This window comes from Sulfitobacter sp. IGS-18 (assembly GCF_059628195.1).
On record NZ_CM184556.1, the window covers coordinates 519865 to 531785 of the forward strand.

The 11921-nt window shown below is 65.5% G+C and carries 12 protein-coding genes; 5 read left to right on the plus strand and 7 right to left on the minus strand.

Going from position 1 to position 11921, the window contains the following annotated elements; all coding sequences use genetic code 11:
• Positions 1-55 precede the first annotated feature (55 nt).
• Positions 56-601: a biotin transporter BioY gene (locus ACWNZ3_RS02450; protein WP_496901065.1), complete on the plus strand. Its 546-nt coding sequence runs from the start codon at positions 56-58 to the stop codon at positions 599-601.
• On the opposite strand, the gene ACWNZ3_RS02455 is transcribed toward ACWNZ3_RS02450, so the two are convergent.
• Both ACWNZ3_RS02455 and ACWNZ3_RS02460 read right to left on the minus strand, forming a co-directional pair.
• Entirely contained in the window at positions 590-1693 is a 1104-nt protein-coding gene (locus ACWNZ3_RS02455) for a thiolase family protein (RefSeq protein WP_496901876.1), read from the minus strand. The genes ACWNZ3_RS02450 and ACWNZ3_RS02455 overlap by 12 nt on opposite strands.
• Positions 1687-2922, minus strand: a complete 1236-nt coding sequence (locus ACWNZ3_RS02460; RefSeq protein ID WP_496901066.1) for a class I adenylate-forming enzyme family protein — start codon at positions 2920-2922, stop codon at positions 1687-1689. The genes ACWNZ3_RS02455 and ACWNZ3_RS02460 overlap by 7 nt, the downstream gene beginning before the upstream one ends.
• A 106-nt stretch (positions 2923-3028) precedes the next feature.
• Between ACWNZ3_RS02460 and ACWNZ3_RS02465 the strand changes: the two genes are divergently transcribed.
• Positions 3029-4015 (plus strand): NAD(P)H-quinone oxidoreductase, encoded by a 987-nt coding sequence (locus tag ACWNZ3_RS02465; RefSeq protein ID WP_496901067.1) that lies wholly within the window; start codon positions 3029-3031, stop codon positions 4013-4015.
• 292 nt (positions 4016-4307) lie between these two features.
• On the opposite strand, the gene ACWNZ3_RS02470 is transcribed toward ACWNZ3_RS02465, so the two are convergent.
• Positions 4308-4955 (minus strand): ribonuclease T2 family protein, encoded by a 648-nt coding sequence (locus ACWNZ3_RS02470; protein ID WP_496901068.1) that lies wholly within the window; start codon positions 4953-4955, stop codon positions 4308-4310.
• A gap of 127 nt (positions 4956-5082) precedes the next feature.
• Between ACWNZ3_RS02470 and ACWNZ3_RS02475 the strand changes: the two genes are divergently transcribed.
• From ACWNZ3_RS02475 to ACWNZ3_RS02485, 3 genes are all read left to right on the plus strand, one after another.
• On the plus strand, positions 5083-5850 hold the full coding sequence (locus ACWNZ3_RS02475) for a DUF1013 domain-containing protein (protein WP_274573170.1): 768 nt from the start codon (positions 5083-5085) through the stop codon (positions 5848-5850).
• Between the two features lie 85 nt (positions 5851-5935).
• Positions 5936-7048 carry an endonuclease/exonuclease/phosphatase family protein gene (locus ACWNZ3_RS02480; RefSeq protein ID WP_496901069.1) on the plus strand — a complete coding sequence of 371 codons (1113 nt, stop codon included), beginning with the start codon at positions 5936-5938 and terminating at the stop codon, positions 7046-7048.
• 256 nt (positions 7049-7304) lie between these two features.
• Positions 7305-8483, plus strand: a complete 1179-nt coding sequence (locus ACWNZ3_RS02485; RefSeq protein ID WP_269364117.1) for a type III PLP-dependent enzyme — start codon at positions 7305-7307, stop codon at positions 8481-8483.
• Between the two features lie 204 nt (positions 8484-8687).
• On the opposite strand, the gene recR is transcribed toward ACWNZ3_RS02485, so the two are convergent.
• The 4 genes from recR to ACWNZ3_RS02505 all read right to left on the minus strand — a co-directional run bounded on the left by recR (position 8688) and on the right by ACWNZ3_RS02505 (position 11905).
• Positions 8688-9281: a recombination mediator RecR gene (recR, locus tag ACWNZ3_RS02490; protein ID WP_114277405.1), complete on the minus strand. Its 594-nt coding sequence runs from the start codon at positions 9279-9281 to the stop codon at positions 8688-8690.
• 62 nt (positions 9282-9343) lie between these two features.
• On the minus strand, positions 9344-9688 hold the full coding sequence (locus tag ACWNZ3_RS02495) for a YbaB/EbfC family nucleoid-associated protein (RefSeq protein WP_114277406.1): 345 nt from the start codon (positions 9686-9688) through the stop codon (positions 9344-9346).
• Positions 9689-9741: 53 nt separating this feature from the next.
• Positions 9742-11478: a DNA polymerase III subunit gamma/tau gene (locus ACWNZ3_RS02500; RefSeq protein ID WP_269364122.1), complete on the minus strand. Its 1737-nt coding sequence runs from the start codon at positions 11476-11478 to the stop codon at positions 9742-9744.
• Between the two features lie 64 nt (positions 11479-11542).
• Positions 11543-11905: a YidH family protein gene (locus ACWNZ3_RS02505; protein ID WP_269364123.1), complete on the minus strand. Its 363-nt coding sequence runs from the start codon at positions 11903-11905 to the stop codon at positions 11543-11545.
• Positions 11906-11921: the final 16 nt, after the last annotated feature.

An 11921-nucleotide genomic window follows, 5' to 3' on the forward strand; every position in this document is an offset into this window, starting at 1 on the left:
CGGTTTCGCCCTCAGCCCCTACCGCTGCGGGGTCGGAATTCAAAGGACCTATGCCATGGAACGCTCCCTGACCCTCATCGCCCTTTTCGCGGCCCTGATCGCTGCACTTGGTCTGATCCCCAAGTTCACCCTGGGCTTCGGCGTGCCGATCACGGCGCAAACGCTGGGCGTGATGCTCTGCGGGACGGTTCTGGGCGCACGGCGCGGCGGTCTTGCCGTGCTGTTGTTCATTGCCCTGGTGGCACTTGGCCTGCCGCTGCTGGCTGGCGGGCGCGGCGGCCTCGGTGTCTTTGCGACACCCAGCACAGGCTTCCTGATCGGCTGGCCGGTCGGTGCCTTTGTCTGTGGCCTGATCATGGAGCGGAGCCGCCGCCAGCCGGTGGCATGGGCCGCCGGGATTGCCTCGGTGCTGGGCGGAATCGTGGTGATCTATGTCTTTGGCATCGCGGGACTGATGCGCGCGCTGGACAAGAGCGCGCTTGAGTCCCTGGGGCTGGTGACCGCCTTCATCCCGGGGGATCTGATCAAGGCCGTCCTCGCAGGTCTGATCACCGCCGGTCTGGCACGGGCGCGCCCCGCAAGCCTGCTGTCACGCGGATAACAACAGGGCTGTCCCGAGGCCGCCCGCGGCGGCAATCGCGGCCAGCCCGGTCCCGCCCGTCCGGTGCAGCGTATGGAACAGCCGCACGGCGTTGATCGCGCCGGAGGCCCCCACGGGATGCCCGCGCGCCAGCGCCCCGCCGCCGGTGTTGACGATCTGCGGATCAATCCCCGCGCCGCGCACACAGGCGATGGCCTGCACCGCATAGGCCTCCATCACCTCGGCGGCCTGCAGGTCGCGCGGGGTCCTGCCGGCTGTGGCCAGCACATGTTCAATCGCGGCAACCGGGGCCAGGCCGGGCATATCCGGGGTGCCGCCGCGCGTCGCCCCGCCCAGGATTTCCTGCACAGGCGTCCGCAGCTGCCGCGCGGCCCGTTCCGACACCACAACGACAAATCCCGCGCCATCTGCGGCCACGGCGGTATTGGCTGTGGTGATGTCGCCGGTCAGGACTTTGGCACGCCGGCATAAGGCGGGCCGCAGATCACGGGTAAAGGCATCCGCCGTCAGCCCCGCAACGGGAATGATCTCTCCGGCCGCTACTGCATGGGCGCGCGCCTTTGCATGGCTGGCCATCGCCCAGGCATCCTGCGCCTCCCGGCCGATTCCCAGCAAGGCACCAAGGGCCTGGGCGGCCTCGGCCATGTCGGGGTCGCGGTCGGGCCAGGGGGTAAACTCTGCCTGCTCATAAGCCTCCGGCGCGCGGCCATCCGCAAAGCGCCTCAGGCGCAGGGGGCGGCGCGAGTAGCTTTCGACGCCACCGGCCACAACCACATCCGCAGCCCCTGCCAGAACCATCTGCCGCGCCAGAACCACCGCATCCAGACCGCCCGCGCATTGGCGGTCGATGCTCAGCCCCGCCACCCGTTCGGGCAGACCGGCCGCCAGCGCCAGCACCCGCGCCGGGTTTCCACCCGCCCCCAGGGCATTGCTGACAATCAGCTCGTCGACATCCTCGGCGGTCAGCCCCGCCTGCGCCAGAACGGCCTTGATCACCGGCGCACCGAGTTCGTGCAGCGACAGCGCCGAGAGCGCGCCGTCACGCGGGGCCACCGCGCTGCGGCAGGCCGCTGCCAGCCAGGCGCTCACGATCCGCTTTCCAGGAGGCGGGCCAGTTCGGCATGATCGGTCTTGCCCGACACCAGCCGGGGCAGGTCATCGAGAAAATGAACGCGCCGCGGCGCGACAAGCGGGCCAAAGCGCCGCCTGCAGGCATCGGTAACCGCGGCGCTCAGGCGCGGGTCCCTTGCCCCTTCGAGACAGGCCACAAGCCGATGGCCACGCAGCGCATCGGGCAGGGGCAGAACGGCACAGGCGGCCACGCCGGGCAGGTCGGTGATGAAATTCTCGACTTCTTCGGGATAGACGTTCTGATCCGCAATCGTGATCATCCGCGTCCTGCGCCCCTTGAGCCAAAGCAGCCCTTTCCCGTCCAGATGTCCCATTTCGCCGACAAAGACGAAACCGTCCCGCCGATGCGCCTCAGCCCCCGGCGCGCCAAGATAACCGTCAAACAGGTAAGGGCTGCGCACCCAGACCTCGCCCACGCCCCCGGTGCTCTGCCCGGCCTCGTCCAGTATCCTCAGCGTCACGCCGGGATAGGCGGCGCCGACCGCGCCATCCGGCGTATCCGCTCCGCCAAGGGTGACGAAACTGGTCTCGGCGGCGCCATAGAACACATGCAGGGCGGCATTGGGGGCAAGCGGCCTGACGGCGGCGCGGCCCGTCGCCTGCAGCGCCCCCCCACCGCAGAGGATCAGCCGCAGCGCCGGCAGGCGCTGGCCTTTTGCGGCGCGGGCGAGGCGCAGCAGCTGCGTCGGCGTCGCATAGAGGATCCGCACCCCATGACGCAGGCAATGGGCGATCTGCGCACGGGGCGAAAGACTGTCGAGCACATGCACATCCGCGCCCAGATGCAGCCCCTCCAGGACACCATAGAGGGCCAGCGAATGGCTGAGCCTGCCCAGAACCGCGATGCTGTCCCCGGGCGCGATGCCAAAGATCGCCGCATTCTGCGCGAAACTGGCGGTCCAGGATTTCTGACTGCGCAGGATCGCCTTGGGCTGGCCCGTCGAGCCGCCGGTCAGCGTGACGAAATGGGTTGCGGGCACCTCGGCCCCGGTCAGCGGCGCGCCATCGCGCAGGCAGAAGCTGCCCCGCGCTGCGATCTGTGCTGTCAGCCGGGTCAGGCAGGCCTCGGTCGGATGTGCCGGAATGCACAGGTCCGAAGGCACAGCCGCCGCAGCGGGCCGCGCGATTTCCGCAGACCCGGCAAAGAGCCGGGCATCGGCATGCCAGATGAACCTGTCCTGATCCGTCATGCTTGTCTCTTGCTCCGGTGTTCCTGACCCTTGCGCAGAGTTATCGGGGTCGACGCGGCGCGCGCAAGACCTATGCTGAAACGCAAGCGATGTGAAAGGAATTCCGATGAGTGACACAATGACCGCGATGGAGATCACCAAACCCGGTGGACCGGAGGTCCTGCAACCGGCCACCCGCCCGGTGCCCTTGCCTGCCCATGGGCAGGTGGTGATCAAGGTGGCCTATGCGGGTGTGAACCGCCCCGATGCCCTGCAACGGGCCGGGAAATATGCACCGCCCCCCACGGCCAGCGACCTGCCGGGGCTGGAGGCCTCGGGCGAGGTGGTGGCGCTGGGTGAGGGCGTCAGCGGCATCGACCTGGGCGATCAGGTCTGCGCCCTGCTGCCCGGCGGCGGCTATGCCGAATATGTGGCCACCCCGGCTGCACATTGCCTGCCGGTGCCCGATGGCATGGGGCTGAAGGAAGCCGCCTGCCTGCCGGAGACCTTTTTCACCGTCTGGTCCAATGTCTTCATGCGGGGCGGGTTGAAGGCGGGCGAACGCTTCCTGGTGCATGGCGGCTCCTCAGGGATCGGGACAACGGCGATCCAGCTTGCCCATGCCTTTGGCGCGCGGGTCTTTGCCACGGCGGGCACGGACAAGAAATGTGCCGCCTGCATGGACCTTGGCGCCGAGGCGGCAATCAACTACCGCGACATGGATTTTGTGGATGTGCTGGAGGCGGAAGGCGGCGCCGACCTCATTCTCGACATGGTGGGCGGGGATTACATCCCCCGCAACCTCAAGGCCCTGGCCCCGGACGGCCGCCTGGTGCAGATCGCCTTCCTGCAGGGGCCGAAGGTCGAGGTGAACTTCGCCATGCTGATGACCAGGCGGCTGACCATGACCGGATCCACCCTGCGCCCGCAGAGCGACCTGACCAAGGCGCGGATTGCGCTGGAACTGCGCGAGGCGGTCTGGCCGCTGTTGTCGGCGGGGCGCGTGGCACCGGTGATGGACAGCAGCTATCCCCTGGCCGAGGCCGCCGCCGCCCATGCGCGGATGGAAGGCAGCGGGCACATCGGCAAGATCGTGCTGGAGGTTGCCCCCTGACCCAAAAGCCGCGCTGACGCGCGACGCGATGCCCGGTGTCCGTGGCGCGCCTGAGCCCACCACCGGTGAGGTCTTTTGCAGTGCCACCGTCGCGCAGGGATATTTGCCTGCCAAAAAGAGAGGGTAAGAAAATCTTAACCCTCATCGGGCAGGTTGGTTCTGCGGTACAGGCGGGGACGCCGATGACCGTGCCAGAAAGAGAGCGAGGCTTTCCGGAAGGGGGAGGGGGCATGACGTCCCCCTCCTCTTTTTGGCAATAAATATCCATCCGACGCTGGCGACAGGTGCAAGGTCAGGGAATATTGCGCATGTGCGTGAACAGGGCATCTTTCATCCGGCAATCTTTCACCACATCCTGCCCGCAGGGCACCGGATCGAGGGTCTTGCTCAGGCAGATCCGCGCCTCCTGAATGTGGCCATCGCGGCAGGTGATGGTGATCCCGTCGGGCTCCAGCCCCGGATTGGCCTTGAGGAATGCCGCTTCCACCACCGAGGCGGGCAGGCGCACGTCCCGGGACAGCTTCCGAAACACCTCGGGCCGGCGGATTGTGCCATAGGCCTGCCGGGACAGCGCGTAATAATCGGCGGCGGACAACCCGCTGCAGCTTCCGTGTTTCTTCCACTGGTGCCAGGCCAGCCCGCCGGTGCCCATGATGTCGGCCATCGCCGCCGTCATCCCGCGCGAGGGCGGGCGCTGCGCGGTCTGGCAGAAGGCGGGATAGCCGCGATGAAACTGCGGCCAGAGACCATGCAGAACCCATCCGTGGCCGGCATCCCGCGCGCATTGCGGCGAGCGCCGCGCATCGCCCTCAAGCGCGCACCAGTTCGGCGACCAGCTCAGCGCCAGCACGTAATAGTCGAATTCACCGGCACGTTCGCCCCCGGCACGCAGGGCGGTTGCGCTGCAGAGCAGGGCGAGGATCAGGGCAAGCGCGCGCATTGGGTCTTTCCTTTGATGTGCGGGGCCACTATAAGGCGCCCGAGTTCCCCGACAATGGAAACCGTCCCGGCCCGCCGGGAAAGCCCTTTCAGGCGACGGGAAAGTTGCGACGTTCAGGAGAGATAAAATGGCAAAACCGATTATGGCCAAGGCCACCGCCGTTTGGCTGGTGGACAATACGACGATCAGCTTCAAGCAAATCGCCGATTTCGTCGGCCTGCATGAACTGGAAGTCCAGGGCATCGCGGACGGTGACGTGGCGCAGGGCGTCAAGGGGTTCGACCCGATTGCGAACAACCAGCTGACCCAGGAAGAGATCGACGCGGCGCAGGACAATCCGATGCACAAGATCCAGCTCAAGTTCAACGCCGCCGCCCAGGGCGAGGAAAAGCGTCGCGGCCCGCGTTACACCCCGCTCAGCAAACGCCAGGACCGTCCCGCCTCCATCCTGTGGCTGGTGAAATTCCACCCCGAGCTCAGCGATGGCCAGATCAGCAAGCTGGTGGGCACCACCAAACCCACGATCCAGGCGATCCGTGAGCGGACCCATTGGAACATCTCCAATATCCAGCCGATCGACCCGGTGGCACTGGGCCTGTGCAAACAATCCGAACTGGACATGGCGGTTCAGAAGGCCGCTGCCAAGAAGGCCGCAGCCGGCGAAGTGATGAGCGATGACGAGCGTCGCAAGCTGGTCAGCACCGAACAGAGCCTCGGGATGGAAGCGGAGCCGAAGATCCCGACAGCGATCGAAGGGCTGGAAACCTTCACGCTGGGCGGTGACGACGACGATGAGGACGAAGCGGACAGCAAGAGCGATTATTCCGATGCCGACAGCTTCTTCTCCCTGCCCGAAAGCGACGACGAGGACGCGGACGACACCTCGCGGTCCTGAACCTTCGCGCGGCGGCGGAACCCCGCAGGGGTTTTCCGAGTTGATCACACTCGGGGGTCGTCCCCGCGATTGACCGGGGGCGTTGATGGGCTGGGTGAATATTGCGATTGATGGCGTGATCTGGGTCACTGCCGCCCTGCTGTTGATCGCAACCCTGCTGCCGCTCAGCAAACTGCCACATGGCATTGTGCGCGGGGGCGAGTTTCCCCGCGAACAGATTTTCGTTCTGGCGGTGGTTCTGGCCACCGTCATGGCCACCACACAGAGATATCATCTGGGCAGCCTGGCAGCGGCCGTGCTGGTGCTGGTCGCGATTGTCCAGCTGGCCTTCATCCTGAAATTCACCCCGATCTGGCCGCGCCAGTCCATAGCGGCGGACCCGGTGTTGCGGCAGGACACCGACTGCCAGATCAGCCTGCTGACCGCCAACGTCAAGAAGTCGAACCGCGATTACGGGCGGTTGATCGACATGACCCTGCAGCGTGCGCCCGACCTCATGATGGCAATCGAGGTCGACGCCGATTGGGTCGCCGCACTCAGACAGGGGCTGGGCGCGCAATATCCCCATTGGATCGAAGCCCCCCGCGACAACGGCTATGGCATGTGCCTGATGTCGAAACTGAAGCTGAGCCGCTCTGAAGTGCGCGATCTGATCGTCGATGAGGTGCCGTCGATCCGCACCATCGTCACCCTGCGCAACGGCATGTGCTGCCGGGTCTATGTCGTGCATCCCGAACCGCCGGTCATCGACCATGACACCAAGGGGCGCGACAGCGAAATCGCGCTGGTCGGGCTGGAGGCGGAGAAGGACGAACTGCCCGCGATTGTCACCGGAGATCTGAACGATGTGGCCTGGTCCACCACCACCCGGCGGTTTCAGCGGCTCTCGGGCCTGCTGGACCCGCGCGTCGGGCGCGGCTTTTACAACACCTTCAGCGCGACCATGCCCTGGATGCGCTGGCCGCTGGATCACCTGTTTCACGACCCCCAGTTCCGGCTGGTCGACATGGCGCGCCTGGGCAAGATCGGCTCGGACCATTTTCCCATGTGGTTTGTCCTGGCCCTGACAGGGCAGGACGCCTGCGACAGCGATCCGGGCGATTGCGAAGAGGATGAGGTCGAAGAGGCCGAGGACATGATCGAGGCAGAGAAGCGGCGCGACCGCGAGGCGATCGGCAGCGATTGGGAGGACGAATAGAGCCCGGCCAGACCCCCCGAAAGCCCCCCTGAAAGTGATGCGGTTTGGTGACAGGAAGCCGCGCGGGGACAGCTTTTTCAAAACGACTGATTTTTCACTTGTACGAATCTGAAAAGGGCCTAAATGGCGGAATACAGACGCCAACGCACGCGCCTCTGGCCGGTCAGATCAACACTGACTGACCCGCGTTTATGTAGCGACGGTAACGTCTCTTGAAACGACTTCTGGGGGAATGTCCCCCATCTGCTCTTTGGAGATGACCATGAACGCTACAGTACCCGGCGCCCTGCGCGCCGCAACCTCCGTATATGCCGATCCCGCTGCGGCCTACATTGCCGCAAACGATTTTGACCGCCCCACGCTGGTGATCAGCCGCGACCGTGTTGCGGCGCAATACGATGCGTTGCGCGCGGGTCTGGGTCATGCGCATATCCACTACGCGGTCAAGGCGAACCCGGCAGCGCAGATCATCCGCCTGCTGGTCAAGAAAGGCGCGGGCTTTGACGCCGCCTCCCGTCAGGAAATCGAACTCTGCCTGGCCCAGGGTGCGAAGCCGCAGAACATCTCTTTCGGCAATACCATCAAACGCGCCTCCGACATCGCATTTGCCCATTCCGCCGGTGTGACCCTCTTCGCAGCCGATTCCGACGCGGAGCTGGAAAAGATCGCGGCCCATGCGCCGGGCGCAAGGGTCTATATCCGCCTGATCGTGGAAAACTCCATGGCCGACTGGCCGCTGAGCCGCAAGTTCGGCTGTGCGCCCGCCTCCCTGCCGGGCCTGCTGGATTACGCCAAGTCCCTGGGGCTGATCCCCTATGGCCTGTCCTTCCACGTCGGCTCGCAGACCCGCAAGGCGGAATACTGGAACCCGGTCCTGGACCAGGTATCGGCACTGTGGCACGCGGCGCAGGCCGACGGCCACGATCTGCAACTGCTCAACCTCGGCGGCGGTTTTCCTGCCTTTTACGGCGAAAGCATCGAAGCGCCGCGCGCCTATGCCGCTGCGGTGATGCGCGCGGTCGAGGCACGTTTCGGCGCGGTGCCGCAGGTGATGGCAGAGCCGGGCCGCGGCCTGGTGGCCGAAGCCGGGCATATCGCGGCGGAAGTCATGCTGGTGTCGCGCAAGTCCGCCGATGACCTGCACCGCTGGGTCTATCTGGATATCGGCCGGTTCTCCGGCCTGGCGGAAACCGAGGGTGAGGCGATCCGCTATCAGATTGCGACACCGCATGACGGTGGCGAAACCGGCCCCTGTGTGCTGGCTGGACCTTCCTGCGATTCTGCGGATATCCTGTACGAGAAACGCCCGATTCACTTGCCAATTGCCCTTAAATCAGGCGATAAGGTGATGATCCGATGCTGTGGGGCCTATACCAGCTCTTACAGTTCTGTCGGGTTCAACGGGTTTCCGCCGCTTGATGTGGTCGTTCTCTGAGAGGACGTGAGATCGCGACGGACGGGCCGTCTGCTTTGGGAGGAGCAGGCGGCCTGCGTTGTTTATCGGCAGGGCCGTCCGGGGCGGAGTTTTCAAAAACTCCGGTCCGTTTTCTTCAAAGAAAACGATTTGGGATCGGCAGGTTTTGTTGATGTGCAGCCGGAGTTTTCAAAAACTCCGACCCGTTTTCTTCAAAGAAAACGGCTAGAGCGCCTTGCGCGCCCGCATCGCCGCCGTGATCGTTCCGTCATCGAGATAATCCAGCTCGCCGCCAATCGGCACACCCTGCGCCAGCGATGTCAGGCGCACCTGGCCCTCCAGCCGGTCGGCGATGTAATGGGCCGTGGTCTGTCCGTCGATGGTGGCATTCAGCGCCAGAATCACCTCTGAAATCCCCTCGCTGGTGACCCTGTCGATCAGCCGGGGGATGCGCAATTCCTGCGGGCCGATGGCATCCAGCGCCGAAAGCGTGCCGCCCAGCACATGATAGCGTCCCTTGAAGACGCCCGAGCGTTCCATCGCCCAGAGGTCCGCCACGTCTTCGACCACGCAGATCTCGCCATTGGCGCGTTTTTCCGATGTGCAGATATCGCAGACATCGGCCGTGCCCACATTGCCGCAGTTCAGGCATTCGCGCGCCGTCGCGGCAACGGTCTGCATCAGGTCGGCCAGCGGGGTCAGCTGCAGCGCGCGCTTGCGGATCAGATGCAGCACCGCGCGCCGGGCCGACCGGGGGCCAAGCCCGGGCAGTTTCGCCATCATCTCGATCAGGGCGTCAATGTCGCGGGTTGAACTCACACACGGGCTCCCGGCGGCGGCTGTTGCTTTGCGGTATTCAGCGCATAACGAAGGGGCTGGGCTCAGAACGGCAGTTTCATGCCCGCAGGCAGGCCCAGCCCTTCGGTCAGCTTGGACATTTCCTCCTGCGCGCGTTCGCTGGCCTTGGCCTGTGCGTCCTTGATTGCGGCAAGGATCAGGTCCTCGACCACTTCCTTGTCGTCGCCGTTGAAGATCGAGGGGTCGATGTCCAGCGTCTTCAGCTCACCCTTGGCGGTGCAGCTTGCCTTGACCAGCCCCGCGCCGCTTTCGCCGGTGACCATGATATTGTGCATCTCGTCCTGAAGCTGGGCCATCTTGCCCTGCATTTCCTGGGCTTTCTTCATCATCCCGGCCATATCGCCAAGCCCGCCTAATCCTTTGAACATCTGTTCTCTCCTGTATCTGGTTGTCTGCTATATGAGCGCCACTGCGGTCGGGATCAACTGTCCTCGAAGGGGTCCCATTCGTCCTCGACCTCCGGCAGCGCTTCGGTTTCGGCCAGGGCCGCGACCTGTTCGGGGGTGCGGATCGCGGTGATCCGGGCCTTGGGAAAGGTTGCCAGGACCGCCTGCATCAGCGGATGCGCCTGGGCATCGGCGCGCAGGGCGTTCTCCTTGGCGTCGCGCAGCTCCGCAATGGTTTTTGCCTCGGCCCCGTTCACCACGCTGACCGCCCAGCGGTTGCCGGTCCACAGCTGCAACCTGGCCCCGATGCGCTGGGCAAGGTCGCGCGGCGCGCTGTCGGTCGGGGTGAATTCGATGCGGCCCGGCTGGTAGGCTGCAAGGCGCAGGCTGGTTTCCACCTCCACCAGCAGTTTGACATCACGGTTCGCGCGGATCAGCTCGACCACATGTTCAAAGCTGGGAAAGCGCGCCAGCGCCGCATCCGCCTGTGGGGCCAGCGCCGTCGCCGCGCCAGAGGATTGGGCCGTGGGCGCCACGCGCGCCTGCCGGGCCGGTCCGCCAGATGCGCCGCCACCCTGGGGCATGTTGCCCCCGCCGGGCGCCGGGGGCGGCGTGGCGTTCTGCAGCCTGCGCACCAGTTCCTCGGGGCTGGGCAGGTCGGCCACATGGGTCAGCCGGATGATCGCCATCTCGGCGGCCATCATCGCATTGGGCGCGCTTGCCACCTCGTCCAGCGCCTTGAGCAGCATCTGCCACAGGCGCGTCAGCACCCGCATCGGCAGGGTTTCCGCCATCTGCGTGCCGCGGCTGCGTTCCTCGGGAGACACCGTGGGGTCTTCGGCCGCTTCCGGCGTGATCTTGACCACCGAGACCCAATGGGTGATCTCCGCCAGGTCCCGCAGCACCGCCATCGGGTCGGCCCCATCGGCATATTGACCGGAAAGCTCGGTCAGCGCGCCTGCCGCATCGCCGCGCAGGATCATGTCGAACAGATCCAGCACCCGGCCCCGGTCCGCGAGCCCCAGCATCGCACGCACCTGCACCGCGGTCGTCTCACCCGCGCCGTGGCTGATCGCCTGATCCAGCAGCGAGGTCGCATCGCGCGCAGATCCTTCCGCCGCGCGGGTGATCAGCGCCAGCGCATCCTCGGCAATCTCTGCCCCTTCGGCCGCTGCGATCTTGCGCAGCAGGGCGATCATCACCTCCGGCTCGATCCGGCGCAGATCAAACCGCTGACAGCGCGACAGCACCGTCACCGGCACCTTGCGGATCTCGGTGGTGGCAAAGATGAACTTCACATGCTCGGGCGGCTCCTCCAGCGTCTTCAGCAGCGCGTTGAACGCGCCGGTCGACAGCATGTGCACCTCGTCGATGATATAGACCTTGTAGCGCGCCGAAGCCGCGCGGTAGTGCACCGAGTCGATGATCTCGCGGATGTTCGCCACCCCGGTGTTGGAGGCCGCGTCCATCTCCATCACATCCACATGACGGCCTTCCATGATCGCCACGCAATGTTCGCAGACGCCGCAGGGCTCAGTCGTCGGCCCGCCCGTGCCGTCCGGCCCGATGCAGTTCATCCCCTTGGCGATGATCCGCGCGGTGGTGGTTTTCCCGGTCCCCCGGATGCCGGTCATGACAAAGGCCTGCGCGATGCGGTCGGCCTCGAAGGCGTTTTTCAACGTCCGGACCATCGCGTCCTGGCCAACCAGATCGGCAAAGGTCTCGGGGCGGTACTTGCGCGCAAGAACGCGGTAGGCGGTGCTGTCGGTCATGGGCGTCCTTCGGATTCGGTCCAGGGGCCAAGTTAGGCCGTCGGGCAGGGCGCGTCCACCACCGTCACAGCGCCCAAAGTACCCCGCCCACAGCCAGCGATGCAACGCTCAGCAGGATCGCCAGGGTCCGCATCCGGCTGTTCGGCTGCGCTTCAGCATGGTGGTCGGTCAGCCGTTTGAGGGTCTTGGTGGCCTGATCATGTGCGGCCCAGAAAATATAGATCGCGGCGATGATAAACACTGTCGCCACGGCCTTGGCCGCCCAGGTTGGCTCGAAATCGCCGAATACGGCACGCAGGCCGATCGCCACGGCAAGTGACGCCATGCCGGTGCGCATCCACCCCGCAAAGGTGCGTTCGTTGGCCAGAATCGTGCGATCTTCGGCCCAGTCCGTGCGATCTTCGGCCAGTTCATTGTCGGTGCTCATTGAACCATTGTGCGGC